This window comes from Catellatospora sp. NPDC049609, assembly GCF_040675365.1.
GTDB lineage: Bacteria > Actinomycetota > Actinomycetes > Mycobacteriales > Micromonosporaceae > Catellatospora.
On record NZ_JBFAOU010000041.1, the window covers coordinates 36,963 to 51,651 of the forward strand.

General features: G+C 73.6%; 12 protein-coding genes. 6 read left to right on the top strand and 6 right to left on the bottom strand.

Annotated elements, in window-relative coordinates; genetic code table 11:
• The first annotated feature begins 5 nt into the window (after nt 1–5).
• Nucleotides 6–2,114 (top strand): alpha/beta fold hydrolase, encoded by a 2,109-nt coding sequence (locus AB0J67_RS14460; protein ID WP_363481517.1) that lies wholly within the window; start codon nt 6–8, stop codon nt 2,112–2,114.
• On the opposite strand, the gene AB0J67_RS14465 is transcribed toward AB0J67_RS14460, so the two are convergent.
• Complete coding sequence (locus AB0J67_RS14465) at nt 2,077–5,241, bottom strand: AAA family ATPase (RefSeq protein ID WP_363481520.1); 3,165 nt, start codon at nt 5,239–5,241, stop codon at nt 2,077–2,079. The two genes, AB0J67_RS14460 and AB0J67_RS14465, sit on opposite strands and share 38 nt — an antisense overlap.
• A gap of 145 nt (nt 5,242–5,386) precedes the next feature.
• On the opposite strand from AB0J67_RS14465, the gene AB0J67_RS14470 reads away from it, so the two are divergent.
• Nucleotides 5,387–6,304, top strand: coding sequence for an ABC transporter ATP-binding protein (locus AB0J67_RS14470; protein WP_363481523.1), 918 nt, complete (start codon nt 5,387–5,389; stop codon nt 6,302–6,304).
• The gene (locus AB0J67_RS14475; protein WP_363481526.1) at nt 6,301–7,140 is read left to right on the top strand and encodes an ABC transporter permease subunit; all 840 of its coding nucleotides are present in this window, start codon (nt 6,301–6,303) and stop codon (nt 7,138–7,140) included. Before AB0J67_RS14470 ends, AB0J67_RS14475 begins: the two co-directional genes overlap by 4 nt.
• Before the next feature lie 52 nt (nt 7,141–7,192).
• On the opposite strand, the gene rox is transcribed toward AB0J67_RS14475, so the two are convergent.
• Nucleotides 7,193–8,620, bottom strand: a complete 1,428-nt coding sequence (rox, locus tag AB0J67_RS14480) for a rifampin monooxygenase (protein ID WP_363481529.1) — start codon at nt 8,618–8,620, stop codon at nt 7,193–7,195.
• Nucleotides 8,621–8,922: 302 nt separating this feature from the next.
• On the opposite strand from rox, the gene AB0J67_RS14485 reads away from it, so the two are divergent.
• A complete protein-coding gene (locus tag AB0J67_RS14485) occupies nt 8,923–10,020 on the top strand; it encodes a nucleotide disphospho-sugar-binding domain-containing protein (protein ID WP_363481532.1) in 1,098 nt (365 codons plus the stop codon).
• A 77-nt stretch (nt 10,021–10,097) separates the two neighbouring features.
• Here the strand turns inward: AB0J67_RS14485 and AB0J67_RS14490 are convergent, their stop codons facing one another.
• A complete protein-coding gene (locus tag AB0J67_RS14490; RefSeq protein ID WP_363481535.1) occupies nt 10,098–10,541 on the bottom strand; it encodes a DUF6188 family protein in 444 nt (147 codons plus the stop codon).
• Between the two features lie 274 nt (nt 10,542–10,815).
• Between AB0J67_RS14490 and AB0J67_RS14495 the strand changes: the two genes are divergently transcribed.
• Nucleotides 10,816–11,232, top strand: a complete 417-nt coding sequence (locus AB0J67_RS14495; RefSeq protein ID WP_363481537.1) for a hypothetical protein — start codon at nt 10,816–10,818, stop codon at nt 11,230–11,232.
• Here the strand turns inward: AB0J67_RS14495 and AB0J67_RS14500 are convergent.
• Both AB0J67_RS14500 and AB0J67_RS14505 read right to left on the bottom strand, forming a co-directional pair.
• Nucleotides 11,214–11,795: a dihydrofolate reductase family protein gene (locus AB0J67_RS14500; RefSeq protein WP_363481540.1), complete on the bottom strand. Its 582-nt coding sequence runs from the start codon at nt 11,793–11,795 to the stop codon at nt 11,214–11,216. The two genes, AB0J67_RS14495 and AB0J67_RS14500, sit on opposite strands and share 19 nt — an antisense overlap.
• A gap of 66 nt (nt 11,796–11,861) precedes the next feature.
• Complete coding sequence (locus tag AB0J67_RS14505) at nt 11,862–12,701, bottom strand: helix-turn-helix domain-containing protein (protein WP_363481543.1); 840 nt, start codon at nt 12,699–12,701, stop codon at nt 11,862–11,864.
• A gap of 130 nt (nt 12,702–12,831) precedes the next feature.
• On the opposite strand from AB0J67_RS14505, the gene AB0J67_RS14510 reads away from it, so the two are divergent.
• Entirely contained in the window at nt 12,832–13,704 is an 873-nt protein-coding gene (locus AB0J67_RS14510) for a hypothetical protein (RefSeq protein WP_363481546.1), read from the top strand.
• A 13-nt stretch (nt 13,705–13,717) separates the two neighbouring features.
• Here the strand turns inward: AB0J67_RS14510 and AB0J67_RS14515 are convergent, their stop codons facing one another.
• Nucleotides 13,718–14,545, bottom strand: a complete 828-nt coding sequence (locus AB0J67_RS14515; RefSeq protein WP_363481549.1) for an alpha/beta hydrolase — start codon at nt 14,543–14,545, stop codon at nt 13,718–13,720.
• Between the last annotated feature and the right edge of the window lie 144 nt (nt 14,546–14,689).

Genomic DNA, 14,689 nt, shown 5'->3' on the forward strand with positions numbered 1-14,689 from the left:
CGGCCATGCGGGCGCGGTATCCGGACAGCGAGGGTTTCGTCGAGCGGGACGGGGTGAAGGTCGCGTACGAGGTGCACGGGTCGGGTGCGACGACGATCCTGCTCGCGCCGACGTGGGCGGTCGTCGACTCGCGCGTGTGGAAGGCGCAGGTCGCCTACCTGGCGCGGCACTTCCGCGTGATCACCGTCGACCCGCGCGGCAACGGCCGCTCCGATCGGCCGACCCGCCCCGAGGCCTACCGGGACGTCGAGTACGCCGAGGATCTGGTCGCGGTCCTGGACGCCGTCGGCGTCGACCGGGCCGTGGTGGTCGGGCTGTGCAGCGGCGCGTGGTTCGCGGTGATCGCCGCGAGCCGCCACCCGCAGCGGTTCCTGGGCCTGGTGGCGATACCGCCGGCGGCGCCGTTCCTGACCGCGCCGCTGCCGCACCGCGTGCAGTTCGGCTTCGACGACGTGCTGGACAGCGACGAGGGCTGGGCCCGCTACAACCGGCACTACTGGCGGCGCGACTTCCGGGGCTTCCTGGAGTTCTTCTTCGCCGAGCTGCTGCCCGAGCCGCACTCGACCAAGCAGCTGGAGGACTGCATCGAGTACGGGTCGCAGACCGACGCGGAGACGCTGCTGTACGAGATGGAGACCGACTGCTACGTCGCCGACCGCGCGGGCACCGAGGCGCTGCTGCGCACGATCGGCTGCCCGGTGCTGGCGGTGCAGGGCGAGCAGGATCGGTGCCAGCCGCTGGAACGTTCGGCGCGGTTCGCCGAGCTGACCGGCGGTGAGCTCGTCGTGGTGCCGGGCGGCGGCCACCTGCTGCCGGTGCGGGCGCCGGTCGCGGTCAACCGCTGGATCCGCGAGTTCGCCGAGCGGGTCGCCCAGCCGCCCGCCCGGCCCGCGGTGCGGCGGTGGACGCGGCCGCTGGACCGGCCGCGGCGGCTGCTGTACCTGTCGTCGCCGATCGGGCTGGGCCACGCCCGGCGCGACCTCGCGATCGCGGACGCGCTGCGCGAGCTGCGGCCGGGCCTGCGGATCGAGTGGCTGGCCCAGCATCCGGTGACGGCGATGCTGCGCCACCGCGGCGAGTACGTGCACCCGGCGTCGGACTTCCTGGCCAACGAGTCAGCGCACATCGAGGCGGAGGCGGGCGAGCACGACCTGCACGCGTTCCAGGCGATCCGCCGGATGGACGAGATCCTGGTGGCGAACTTCATGGTCTTCGCCGACCTGGTCGACGGCGAGCCCTACGACGCGTGGGTGGGCGACGAGGCCTGGGAGCTGGACTACTTCCTGCACGAGAACCCGGAGCTGAAGCGGGCCGCGTACGTGTGGCTCACCGACTTCGTCGGCTGGCTGCCGATGCCCGGCGGCGGCCCGGCCGAGGCGGCGCTGACGGCCGACTACAACGCCGAGATGGTCGAGCAGGTCGCGCGCTTCCCGCGGCTGCGCGACCGGTCGCTGTTCGTCGGCAACCCCGACGACCTCGTCGCCAACCCGCTCGGGCCGGGCCTGCCGAGCATCCGCGACTGGACGCGGCAGCACTTCGACTTCACCGGCTACATCACGGGCAGCGCGCCGGTCGACCGGGAGCAGGCACGGGCCGAGCTGGGCTACCTGCCGGACGAGCGGGTGTGCGTGGTGGCCGTCGGCGGGTCCGGGGTCGGGTCGCACCTGCTGCGGCGGGTGGCGGCCGCGTACCCGCTCGCCCGGGCGGCGCTGCCCGACCTGCGGATGATCGTGGTCGCGGGGCCGCGCATCGACCCGGCGTCGCTCGGCGTGCCCGCCGGGGTCGAGGTGCGCGGCTTCGTGCCCGACCTGCACCGCCACCTCGCCGCCTGCGACGTCGCGATCGTGCACGGGGGGCTGACGACGACGATGGAGCTGACCGCGGCGGGCACCCCGTTCGTGTACGTGCCGCTGCGCAACCACTTCGAGGAGAACTTCCACGTCCGGCACCGGCTGGCCAACTACCGCGCCGGGCGCTGCCTGGAGTACGACGAGCTGACACCCGAGCGCATCGCGCAGGTGCTGGCCGAGGAGTCCGCGCGGCGCGGCGCGTACCGGCCGGTCGAGACCGACGGCGCTAGGCGGGCAGCGGAGATGGTGGCCGAGCTGCTCTGAGCGCCTCGGCCCGCACCGCGGCCCACCCCGGCTGGGCGGTCGCGGCCAGCAGCGGCGCCAGCACCGCGCGCGCCCGGTCGGGATCACCGGCCGCGAGCCAGGCACGGGCGATGCTGAGGTGGACGTCGGCGCCGATCATCCAGGCGTACCCGGACGGCGTGTCCACCCTGGACAGCAGCGTGTCGGCCTCGGCGAGGATCTCGGGCGACCCGGTCAGCTCGGCGAGCGGGCCGAGGCAGCGCAGCACGTGCAGCTCCCCGCCGGGCTGGCGGTGCCGGCGGCCCTCGGTGAGCACCGCGACCGCCGCCTCCCGGTCGCCGGTGCGGGCCAGCGCGGCGGCGTGCAGCGCGCACGCCGACGCCCGCCACCACACGTGCGGCGACCGGGACGTGGCGGCCATCGCCCGGCGCCCCTCGCGCAGCGCCGCCGTGTCGTCGCCGGCCAGGCCGTGCACCCAGCCGAGGTGCGCGACGAACCAGCCCTCGTACGCCGTGTACCCGGTCCGCCGGTTGAGCTCGATCGACTCCTCGATCCGGCGCAGCGCGACGTCGTACTCGCCCGCCGCGATCGGCGGGAACGCCGACTCGAACACCGCCCACTGCAGCCGCCACAGGTCACCCTGCGCGCGCAGCAGCGGCAACAGCTCCGCCAGCACCCCCTCGAGCGCGGCCACGTCCCCGAGGTACGCGTACGCGGCCTTGAGCCCGTCGAGGGCCGCCGCGAGCGACCGGCGCTCGCCGCCCGCGTGCCCGCACTCGACCGCGCGCCTGCCGAAGGCGATCGCGTCGGTGAACCGCAGCCCGTTGGCCGCGATGATCGCCAGGCGGCCCAGCAGCCGCGCCTCCATCGCGTGGTCGCCGAGCCCCGCGGCCAGCCGGCGGGCGGCGTCGAGGCGCTCGCACGACTCCGCGGCGGGCCGGCCCAGCGCCACCGGCACGTCACCGGCCGCGGCCAGCAGCGTGCGCATCTCCAGCCGCCGGTCACCGGCCGCGCGTGCCGCGACGACGGCGTCCTCCAGGTCCACCATCGCGGACGGGTAGTCGGCCAGCGCCTCCCGGGCCGTGCCGCGCGCGACGAGCGAGCGGCCGAGCAGCTCGTCGTCGCCCAGGGCGCGCGCCGCGTCGACGGCCCGGCCGAACAGCACCGCCGCGTCCGCGGTCGCCAGCCGGCGTACGGCCTGCTCCCCGGCGAGCAGCCAGGCCCGCGCCGCGCGCCGGTGGTCCCCGGCCGCCGCCGCGTGCTGGGCCATCGCCTCCGGCCGGTGCCCGAGCCGGTCGGCGGCGAGCCGGTGCCAGGCCGTCCGCGTCGGCAGCGGCGTCGAGGCGTAGAGCACCTCGCGGATCAGGTCGTTGGCGAACTCGTACGTCCGGTCGGCCACCGCGAGCAGCCCCGCGGCCAGCGCGCGCTCGCAGTGCCGGGCCGCGTCGGGCACCGGCAGGTTCAGCAGCCGCCCGACGAGCTCGGGCGGGACGCTCGCGCCGAGCACCGCCGCCGCCCGCAGCACCTCCTCGGTCTGCGGACCGGTCCGGGCGACCCGGGCCAGCACCGCCGCCTGCAGCGACTCCGGCACCCCCGCCTCACCCGCCGCCAGGGCCCGCAGCGACTCGACGACGAACAGCGCATGCCCGTTCGTACGCCGGGCGATGTGCTCGGCCAGCGGCGCCTGCCCCGCCGCGGCCGCCAGCTCCGCTACGGCGGCGGCCGGCAGCGGTCCGACGTGGACGGTCTCGGCCACGTCGCCGAGCGCCTGCGTCACCTGCTCGCCCTCGCCGGTGCGCACGGTGCCGACGACCAGCAGCCGGGCGAGGCTGACATGGCGGGCCAGATAGTGCAGCGCCTCGATGGTGGCCAGGCCCGCCTGCTGCAGGTCGTCGAGCACGAGCACGGTCGGCGCCCGCCCGCCCAGCCGGGCCAGGAACCCGCCCACCGCCTCGTACGCGTGCCGCCGCCGCAGGTCGTCGCTGACCAGCGCCGGTTCGGGCGGTGCGCCGAGCACGGCCGCGACCTGCGGCACGAGCCCGGCCAGCACGGCGGCGCGGTCACCCGCGAGTTCGGCCAGCGCCCCGGGAGCCAGCCGCGCGGCCCAGCCGCCGATCGCCTCGACCAGCGGTTGCAGGAACAGTGATCGCTCGGTCTCGTGGCAGCGGACCGTCAGCGCGGTCCCGCCGGTGGACAGGGCCAGCTCGGCCGCGTACGCCGCCAGCCGGGTCTTGCCCATCCCGGCCTGTCCGGCCAGCAGCACCAGACCGGGACGGCCGGCGACCGCCGCGGTCCAGGCGGCGGTCAGCGCGGCGGCCTCGGTCCCGCGCCCGGCGAGCACGGCGGCGGGCGGGCCGGTCGGTGCGGCGGCCGGAGGAGCGTGCGCATCGGACTCCTGCTCGCGCAGGATGTCCAGGTGCAGCGCCCGCGTCTGCGCGGCGGGCTCGGTGCCGAGGTCGTCGGCGAGCCGATCGCGCAGCGCGGCGTAGGCGGCCAGCGCGGCGGCGGGTGAGCCCAGCGCCACCTGGGCGCGCATGAGCAGCCGGTACGCCGCCTCGTCGTACCCGTCGGCGTATGCCGCGGCCTGCGCGAACTCCAGCGCCACGGCGGCCTCGCCGACCCCGATCGCGCCCTCGGCGGCCGCGTGCCGCGCGCGGCGGACCAGCGCGGCGGCCTCCACCCGGCACGGCTGCGCCCAGGCCGCGTCGGGTTCGTCGGCGAGCACGTCGCCGGCACCGAGGATCGCCGCCGCGCGGGCCGCGGCCGCGTACGCCAGCCCCGGCTCCCCGGCCTGGGTCCGTCGTTGGGCCTCCGCCAGCAGCCCGGCGGCGTCGTCGAGGTCGACGCGCAGCAGGCCGAGCCGGTAGCCGTCGCGGTTTCCCGTGATCGCCTGCCCGCCCAGCACGGCGCGGACCCGGCTCACCAGGGTGGCGATGTTGGCCGCCGGGTCGCGGGGCGGGCGGTCGCCCCACAGCACCTCGCCGATCCGGTCGACCGACACGGGACCGCCGCGTTCGACCGCGAGCAGCTTGACCAGCAGCCGGGCCTTGCGGCTGCCGAGATCCGCCGGCCCGCCGTCGCCGACCACCGCGAACGCGCCCACGAGCCGCAGCCGCGGGCCGCCCGAGCCGGGTCCGTGCGGGTCCATACGGCATGGGTACGTCGCCGCGCCCGTCCCGGCAAGCGGTTTGTAGCGTTCGCGACCATGGGACCGGGTTCGTCCGGCTCGGCGATGGTGCAATCGTGACGTAATCGTTCTGGTCGGGCTTGACCCGGCCCCGCACACTGTCCGGATGGGCAATGTGATCACCGATGGTGAGATCGTCGTGTCCGGCCTGACCAAACAGTACAAACAGGTCAGAGCTGTCGACGGACTTTCTTTCACCATCAGGCCGGGGCGCGTCACCGGCTTCCTCGGACCTAACGGCGCAGGCAAGACCACGACTTTGCGGATGATCCTGAACCTGGTGTCACCGACCGCGGGCAGCGCGACCATCGGCGGCGTCCGCTACGCCGACCTTGCCGAGCCGCTGCGTTCGGTCGGCGCCGTGCTGGAGGCGTCCAGCGCGCACAAGGGCCGCACCGGCCGCAACCACCTACGCGTGATCTGCGCCGCCGCCGGGCTGCCCGCCTCCCGCGCGGACGAGGCGCTGGAGCTGGTCGGGCTCACCCCCGCGGCCAAGCGCAAGTTCAAGGGCTATTCCCTGGGTATGCGCCAACGGCTCGGCATCGCCGCGGCGATGCTCGGGGACCCGCGGGTGCTCATCCTCGACGAGCCCGCCAACGGGCTGGACCCCGAGGGCATCCGCTGGATGCGCGACCTGCTGCAGAAGCTCGCCGGTGAGGGCCGCACGGTCCTGGTCTCCAGCCACCTGCTGTCGGAGATGGAGCTGCTGGCCGACGACGTCGTCATCATCGCCGCGGGCCGGCTGGTGGCGCAGGGCCCGGTCGCCGACGTGATCGGGCAGGCCGGCAGCGTGGGCAGCGTACGCGTGCGCACCCCCCGACCCGACGCCCTGCTGGCCGCGCTGGACGGGGCGGCGAGCAGCCGCACCGAAGACGGTGCGCTGGTGCTGACCGGGGTCACCGCCGAGCAGGTCGGCGACGCCGCGCTGAGTGCCGGCGTGGCCGTTCACGAGCTGGTCACCGAGCGCCCCGACCTGGAGCGCGTCTTCCTCGACCTCACGGCGGGCAAGGAGGCGATCCGGTGAGGCTCATCCGCAGCGAGTTCCTGAAGATCCGTACGACCAACGTGTGGTGGCTGTTCGCCGTCGGCGCGCTGGGCCTGCTGGTGCTGGCGTTCGCGATCAACGCGCTGAACATGCACTTCGGTGTGCTGGCGCCGCCGCCCGAGGCGACCGAGGGCATGCCGCCCGAGCAGGCCGAGGCGCTGTCGGCGATGGCCGAGCCCGTCGCGCTGACCTCGTACATGGTGACCTCGGGGCAGTACTTCGGGCTGATGTTCGTGATGCTGCTCGGCATCATCACGGTGACCAACGAGTTCCACCACCAGACCGCGACCACGACGTTCCTGGCCACGCCGCACCGCACCGCGGTGATCCTGGCCAAGGCGGCGGCGGGCGGCGTGTTCGGCATCGTGCTGTGGCTGGTGACCACGGCCCTGACCGTGCCCGCGACCCTGATCTTCCTGAACTCCGAGGGGATCACCCCCGCCCTGGGCGACGGGGAGGTCGTCCGGGCGATCCTGCTCAACGGCCTGGCGTACGCGCTGTGGGCGCTGATCGGCATCGGCGTCGGGGTGCTCATCCGCAGCCAGATCGGCGCCACCATCACCGCGATGGTCATCTACACGGTCGGCACGATCGCGGTGTCGATCATCGTGAACGTGCTGACGAGCCTGCTGGAGTGGGACTGGCTCGCCAACGTGCAGTGGGCCATGCCGTCGCTGGCGTCGAACCTGATGACCAGCGGCACGGACCTGCCGGGGCAGCCGCACTACTGGGTCGGCGCGCTGGTGCTGATCGGGTGGGCCGTGGTCACCGGCCTCATCGGCACGCTGCTGACGCGTACTCGCGACGTGTCCTGAACGCCCGGCCGGGCCCGCTCCTGTCGGGGAGCGGGCCCGGCCGCAAGCGTGGTCAGCCGACGGGTGCGCCGAACCACCGGGGCAGCACGCCGGACAGCTCCGCCTGGTCGTCGCCGGCCCAGGCCACGTGGCCGTCCGGGCGCAGCAGCACCGCGGGCACGTCGAGCTCCTCGCTGACGTCGACGACGTGGTCCACCAGATCCTCCCAGCCGGCGACCGAGAGCCTGCCGGTCTGGTCGAGCAGCAGGCCGCGGCCGCCGCGCATCAGCTCGTAGAGCCGGCCCTGCTTGAGCCGCACATCGCGCAGCCGCCGCCCGAGCAGCTCGTGGCCCTCGCCGAGGTCGTAGCGGACGCCGATCGCGGTGATCTTCTCGATCAGGTGCCGGTTCACGTCCTCGAAGTCCATCAACTCCGCCAGCAGGCGGCGCACCGCGCCGGGACCCGGCTCGGGTGACAGCAGCTCGGACTGGGCGCGGGTGGTGCTCAGCACGTCCGCGGCCACCGGGTGCCGCTCGGCCTGGTAGCTGTCCAGCAGGGCCGCCGGCGCCCAGCCGTTGACCTCCGCGGCGAGCTTCCAGCCGAGGTTGAACGCGTCCTGGATGCCGAGGTTCAGGCCCTGGCCGCCGATCGGCGCGTGGATGTGCGCCGCGTCACCGGCCAGCAGCACCCGGCCGACCCGGTACCGCTCGGCCTGCCGCGTCCCGTCGCCGAAGCGCGACAGCCAGCGCGGCGAGTGCACGCCGAAATCGGTCCCCGCGACGGCCTGCATCGCCGCCCGCAGCTCGTCCAGGGTCGGCGGGACCGTGCGGTCCTCGGCCACCGTCCCGGCGGGCGTGACCACGCGGAACGCCCCGTCCCCGAGCGGCATGGCGCCGAAGCCGTGCCGCGTCTTCGCGACCTCGGCCGTCACGGCGGCCATCTCCTCGGGCGCCGCCGTCAGCGCCAGCTCGCCCAGCAGCCACTCGGTCCGGGCGGGCTCGCCGGGAAAGCCGACGCCGATCAGCTTGCGCACCGTGCTGCGGCCCCCGTCGCAGCCGACCAGGTAGCGCGCCCGCAGCCGCGTGCCGTCGGCCAGCTCGGCGGTCACCCCGCGGTCGTCCTGCGCCAGCCCCACCAGCTCGCAGCCGCGCCGCAGCTCGACGCCCAGCGCGACGGCGTGCTCGGTGAGCAGGCGGTCGGTGACCGGCTGCGGGATGCCCAGCAGGTACTGGTGCGCGGTGTCCAGCCGGTCCGGCGCCGGCCTGATGATGCCGGCGAACGCGCCGCGGAGCGGGTACTGAACGCCGTGCTCGAGGAACCGGTCCAGCAGGCCGCGCTGATCCATCACCTCGATGCTGCGCGCGTGCAGCCCGAGCGAGCGCACGATGCCGGTCGGCTCGGCGTCCTTCTCCAGCACGAGCACGTGTACGCCGTGCAGCCGCAGCTCGGCGGCCAGCATCAGGCCGGTCGGCCCGCCACCGGCGACGATCACGTCGATCATCGAACCCCCATTCGACAAGGTCCTGCGTGGCCGACAGTTCGAGAAAACACACGAAACTGGCGAATCCCTGATTTCCGCAGGTTTTGGCCTCGGCCGGAGATTCTGCACCATGACCCGGGTCTTGCGGCAAGACCCCCGGTGCGGTATAAGTTAAGAGTGGCAGGGAGCGCGGTCTCCTTGCCTTTCGTTTTTTTACCGCCTTTTGTCTTGTCCTCTCGCCCTGGGTGCTGCCCGTCCGCTGTGGACGGCGGCATACCCGGCCCGTCGACCGGCGCCGAGCGTCGTTCCGTTCTAATGGGTCGATGCGAGTCCTGATCGTTTCCGCGCCGCTGCAGGGCCATCTGCTGCCACTGCTCCCGCTCGCCTTCGCGTGGCGGGACGCCGGCCACGACGTGCTCCTCGCCAGCGGCGGCGACGCCCTGAGCGTCGATCTCGGTGGGCTGGCGGCGTACGACGTCGCGCCGGGGTTCGCGTTCGGGCGGATCGCCGTGCGGGTGATGCTGCGCCATCCGCTGCTGGCCCGCAGGGAGTGGGCCGGGCGCGGGGGCACCGCGGTCGTCGGCGAGCTGTTCGGCGCCGCCAACGCCGGGTTCGTGGACGCGGTGGTCGCGCTCGCCGAGCGGGAACGGCCCGATCTGGTCGTCTACGAGCCGCTGGGCGTGGCCGGGGCCGTCGCGGCCGAGCGCATCGGGGTGCCCGCCGTCCTGCAGGAGAACAACCTGTTCCCCGGTCCCGAACTCGTCGCGGCTGTCGCGGCGAGCAGGCCGATGGCCCGGCACCCGATCGGCACACCGGCGGCGGTGATCACCGTGTCGCCGCCGAGCCTGACCGGCCCGAGGCCCGGCCTGCCGATGCGGGCGGTGCCGTACTCCGGCGGTGGGCAGGTGCCGGACTGGCTGCTGAGCACCGGGGACCGGCCCCGGATCGTCGTCAGCCGGAGCACCGTCGCCGGTCCGGGCGGGGGCGACCCGACGGCGGCGATCATCGCGGCCGCGCCCGCGGTGGACGCCGAGATCGTGCTGGTCCGGCCGCCGGGCAGGCTGCCGCGGCTGCTGCCGGACAACGTGCGGACGGTCGGGCGGGTGCCGCTGGACCGGGTGCTGCCGTACGCGGCGGGATACGTGCACCACGGCGGGGCGGGCAGCGTGCTGGGCGGGCTGGCGGCGGGCGTGCCGCAGCTCGTGGTGCCCGGTCCGGGCGACCGGCGGCACAACGCCGAGGCGGTCGAACGGCGCGGTGCGGGCCTGGCCGCGCAGGCGCGGTCGATCACGCCGGAGCTCCTGAACCGGCTCGTCTCCGACGCGGCACTCAGGGACGCCGCGGGCGAGGTCCGCGACGAGATGGCCGCGATGCCCGCGCCCTCGGACGTGGTGCTCAAGCTGGTCGGCCTAGGTCGATGACCCGACTCGCCGCCGACACGGTGTGGCTCCGTTGGGGTGTGGCTGATGGTCAGTGGCGCTAAGGCCAGGCGTGCCATCTACCGGGTCATATCGGGGTGGTCGTTCCTGGTCCGGGCCGTTCCCAGCGGGTCTCGCCGCCTGGACCGACGGTGATGGGGTCGATGCCGTATCCGTTCAGGTGCCAGGACTCGTACGCGGCGTCCGGGCTGACAAAGATTGCGGAGGTGTCGGCGAAGTCGCAGGTGCAGGGCGCCGCGGTCGTCGACCTCGACGGCGGCGATGGTGCCCTGGAAGAGGTCGAGGACGGGGGCGAGCGCGCTGCCCGTGCCGGGATCCAGTTCGTGCCATTCGCCGTCGGCGTCGCGGAGCAGGAACGGGGTTTCGATGACCAGTTCGGCGTCGACGCGATAAGGGCTGCCTCCCTCGTCGTCGTGGCCCTTCCCGCTGACGGAGATCCGTACCTGGTGGTCGAAGGCGATGCGGTCGACCCGGCACGCGATCAGCTCGACCGGAACCTTCATCGTGACTTCCGCTCTTGGAGTGGTGATCGCATCCGCCGGGATAGCAGCGGCACATGCCGATCGAGGTGGCGACGCTGATCAGATAGTGCTGGCGTCGAGCTGTTGGCGACCTTGCTGTGAGGGCACTCGCAGGCCGTGGGGCGTATCAACAACGGCCGCGTTCTCGCGGAGCATCGTAGTCCCGCCGAAGCGGCCAGCCCGCAGGCGACGCGCTGACTTTCTGCTGACCCCCGACGGGAACGCCTCCCGACCCGCCAGCCGGCAGGATGGCCCCGTGCTGGGTAGAAGGCGACGCAAGGCGCAGGCGGCGAGGCAGGCGGCCGCGGACCTGCTCTGTCACGCCCTGGTCGAGATCCGCACGATGGCGTACCTCCGGCAGGACCCCGGTGACCCGACGGCAGACTACGCCGAGCGTATCCGCATGATCGCCGATGTTTGCGAAAGCCTGCCAGGCTCGCTGGCCCACAAGGGCCGATGGCGTACGGATGTGCCGCCGTTCCTCTACCTGTGGTTGACGGCTTCGGAACCGAAGCGCGCCTGGCTGCGAAAACAGTGGACGCGAATCGGCTACGACTTCAGCGAACTCGAAGCACGTCCCGGCGGCGGCGTCTGGACCATGGACGATGTCTTTCCCGAGCGGCGCCACCGGCCTGACGCCTCCGCTCAGATCAGTCAACGGCGCACCCGATAGCGCAGGTGAAGCACCCGGTCGCCCTGAATCACCACGTCAGGGTCCGCCAACAGGTGCTGCGCGTGGACCGACCCGAAGTAGCGCCTGCCGGACCCGAACACGACGGGTGCCACGTCCATGCGCACCTCGTCGATCAGGCCCGCGGCAAGCATCTGGCCACCGACGTCGCCGGCGGCGACCTCGACCGTGCGGTCACCGGCAAGCTCCTGCGCCTTGGCCATGGCCGCCTCGACGCCGTCGACGAAGTGAAACGGCGCCGCGGGGTCCCAGCCCTCGGGCGCCGGCCGGTGCGTCACGACGACCACGTGGTCGATCCCGCCCGGAGGCTTCCCGTCCCAGCCGTCGGTCAGGTCGAAGACGCGGCGGCCGGCGATCGTCACCCCGATCTCGTTCCAGTACGGCCGGGTGTAGTCGTAGGACGTCTGCGACACCTGCAGGACGCCGCTCTCGTCCAACGGGACGTCACCGCTGGTCAGCCAGTCGAACAGCGGTCCGGGCTGATCATTGTCGTCCGCGATGAAGCCGTCCACCGACACCGAGCTGTACATGACCACCTTGCCCACGGGGCTCTCCTCTGCTTGGGGATGCCCTCAAGCTAGCGTGTCGTGAGCTGCCGCTCTTGTAAGAAATCAATCGGCCGGCAGCGGCCAGCCGTCCAGCGCGTGGCCGGGATGCTCGCGCAGGAACCGCCGCCGGACCTCGACGTACCGGGTCGGCGTGAGCCCGGTGAACGCCCGGAACTCGTGGCCGAAGTGGGCCTGGTCGAAGTAGCCGGCGCTACTGGCGAGGTCGGCCCAGTCGACCGGCTCGGCGGGGTCGATCGAGAGCACGGTGGTGGCGAAGCGGTAGCTGCGGGCCAGCCGCTTCGGCGTGACGCCGATGAGCTCCTTGAACCGCTGTGCCAGATGAGTGCTGCTGACACCGGCTGACACCCGCAGCTCGTCGATGGCCACCGCCCCGCTGGTCGCCGCGATGACCCGGCTCGTGTGGCGGACCAGCCCCAGGCCGGCGGTGTCGCGCAGCCGCCGCATCAGCTCCTCCTCGAGCAGCGTCAGCATCCGGTGCGGTCCGTCCGCCGTGGCCAGCCGATCTCGCAGCTCGGCAACGGCGGGCCGGCCCCAGACCTGCTCCAACGTCACCGGCCGGTCACACAGCTCGGCTGCGGGCAGCGGCAGGAACGGCGCCAGTCCCCACGGCTTGACGTGCACGCCGACCGACCGGGTCCGGAGCGGGTAGCCGAACTCCCATGCGCGGGTGGGCGTGGTGATCACGCAGCCGTCGGCGTACTCGGCCGTCTCGATGTCGGTGCCGGCGCGGATGCGGAACGGCGCCCCGAGGTTGACGATGAGCAGCGCCGCCGGGCTAGGCGGCAGCGTCAGCCGGGCGTACGGCGGCGCACCCGCCAGGTAGTAGAGGTCGTCGATCAGCCCGTCCAGCGGCGGACGCGGCACTCTGGACACGTACTCCACGCCCACAGCATCGCCGACGCCCCGCCGGCATCGCGCGCCGGGGCGATTCCGCATGCCGATGGGCGGGGGCCACTGATCAGCCCCGGGCAGCACCCGATGTCGAGTGGTCGACTTCAGGTAGGTTGCCCGCGTGGATCCCTGTCTGCACCTGGCCCTGCTCGAGTCCGACTTCCTGAACGACGCGGTCGCCGCGGTACGTGAGCTTCCAGTCGAGGAGCTGAAAGCCCGCTATGCCGAGGTGCTCGCGCTGGAGGTCTCGGCCGACGCGGACCGGGCCTGCTGGACGGATGAGGCGGACCTGTGGGAGGCGCTGCCTGACGGCGCCGACGGCACGATCCGGTCGCTGGCCGGCCTCGAGGGTTTTCCCGGGCTGCGCACGCTGTACCTGCGCGAGTCCGAGGTCGGCGAGCTCGGGCCGCTCACCGCGCTACCCGAGCTGAAGCTGCTGTGGCTCGGTGTGCCACCGGACGCGGACCTGGCCCCGCTGCTGGCGTGCGACCGACTCAAGCGGGTGCGCATCGGCTGTGCGGGCGTGCTGCACCCAGCGGGCCACGACGTGCTCGTGGCGCTGGCCGCGCGCGGTGTCCAGGTGGACAACTTCCTGCCCGACCCGATCGAGGCGGCGGCGCCGTTCGGTGATCCGATCCTGAAGCTGGCGGTGCTCGACAGGCTGCGAAAGTCGGTCGAGCTGCCGCCGACGTACTTCTTCGACGAGTTCGCCTTCGACGAGGGCAACCTGGCCCGGCTGATGTCGGTCGCTATACCCCAGGCAGCGCTCGACACCGTCGAGACCCTCAGCTGGCTCGGGGGCGGACACGCCACCGCGCACATGGTCTGGCAGCAGTGGGACGGAGAGTCCGACGAGTTCTGCATCCGGTCGCTGGCGGGCGTGGAGGCGCTGCGCAACCTCCGCGAGCTGGCGGTCACCCCGCTGGCCCTGCTGCCTGAGCATCAGATCGAGCAGCTGCGGGCGCATGGCATCACGGTCAGAGAGTGGGGCTGAAACGGTGTGCAGCTCACCCGGTCACGGGCAGTCCCGCCAGGAATCGGGAGATGGGCCGGACGAACTCGTTGTGGGCGGTGGCCGGGGCGTCGTGTGACGCTCCCGGGACGATCAGCGCCTGACCGTGGGGGATCGCCTCGGCGAGCGCACGGCAGTTCTCCGCGAAGTGTTCCGGGCTGCGGGTCCCGGCCGCGAGCAGGACCTCGGCGGTGATCGGCGTGTAGTCGCCGGGCGGCCCGTCGTGCTCGTGGATCCGGCGCAGCTCCCGCACCGTGGCGGGCAGCAGCTCCGCGCGGGCGCGACCGCGCGGGGTGCGCAGCAGGATCCGGTTGACCGGCAGCGCCAGGCCGAGCGGCAGTCTGGCGGCCACGGCGTCGGGCTGCGTCCCGCGGTCCAGCAAGGTCAGCGCGAGCGCGTGGTCGCCGTCGCGGACCGCGTCTTCGAGCGGGTCGAGGAAGTCCGCGGCGGGGCGGCCGAGGACGGACAGGCTCGGGTCGAACACCGCGACCCGCCGCAGCGGCAGGCTCAGCGCCGCCCGCAGCGCCAGGAAACCGCCGCTGCCGTGCCCGAACAGGTCCTCGGCGCCGGTGTGGGCGAGCACCGCGGACAGGTCGGCGAGGTCGGTCGCGACGGTCCCGTCCCCGCCGGGCGGGGCCGCCTCGGGCAGTCCGCGCCGGTCGTAGAGGTGCACCGTGAACCGGTGCTCCAGCGCCTCGGCGAGCGGGTGGTAGTGCCGCTGCGTGACGCCGCCGGCGTGGAGGATCACGACGCCGGGTCCGGTGCCGGTCGTGTGCACCGCGATCGGCGCGCCGTCGGCTGACCTGATCCTGTCGACCCGCATCGAGTCCTCCTCCACGGTGCGCCGTGCCTGCAATGTAGGGCGACGGCGGGATGAAGGACAAACCGGGTGCGGCCCCGGCCGGGTCGCGGGCCCGGACGACAGGATCGTCCGGGAGATCGGAAGTGCGTAGGGTAGTGAAAGAGT

What these genes read in the sequence shown, in the direction of transcription:
- rox (WP_363481529.1), bottom strand. Translation starts at nt 8,620, where the DNA reads ATGATCGACGTGATCGTCGCCGGTGGCGGGCCGACCGGCCTGATGCTG.
- AB0J67_RS14470 (WP_363481523.1), top strand. Translation starts at nt 5,387, where the DNA reads ATGGGCAATGTGATCACCGATGGTGAGATCGTCGTGTCCGGCCTGACC.
- AB0J67_RS14490 (WP_363481535.1), bottom strand. Translation starts at nt 10,541, where the DNA reads ATGAAGGTTCCGGTCGAGCTGATCGCGTGCCGGGTCGACCGCATCGCC.
- AB0J67_RS14515 (WP_363481549.1), bottom strand. Translation starts at nt 14,545, where the DNA reads ATGCGGGTCGACAGGATCAGGTCAGCCGACGGCGCGCCGATCGCGGTG.
- AB0J67_RS14465 (WP_363481520.1), bottom strand. Translation starts at nt 5,241, where the DNA reads ATGGACCCGCACGGACCCGGCTCGGGCGGCCCGCGGCTGCGGCTCGTG.
- AB0J67_RS14485 (WP_363481532.1), top strand. Translation starts at nt 8,923, where the DNA reads ATGCGAGTCCTGATCGTTTCCGCGCCGCTGCAGGGCCATCTGCTGCCA.
- AB0J67_RS14460 (WP_363481517.1), top strand. Translation starts at nt 6, where the DNA reads ATGCGGGCGCGGTATCCGGACAGCGAGGGTTTCGTCGAGCGGGACGGG.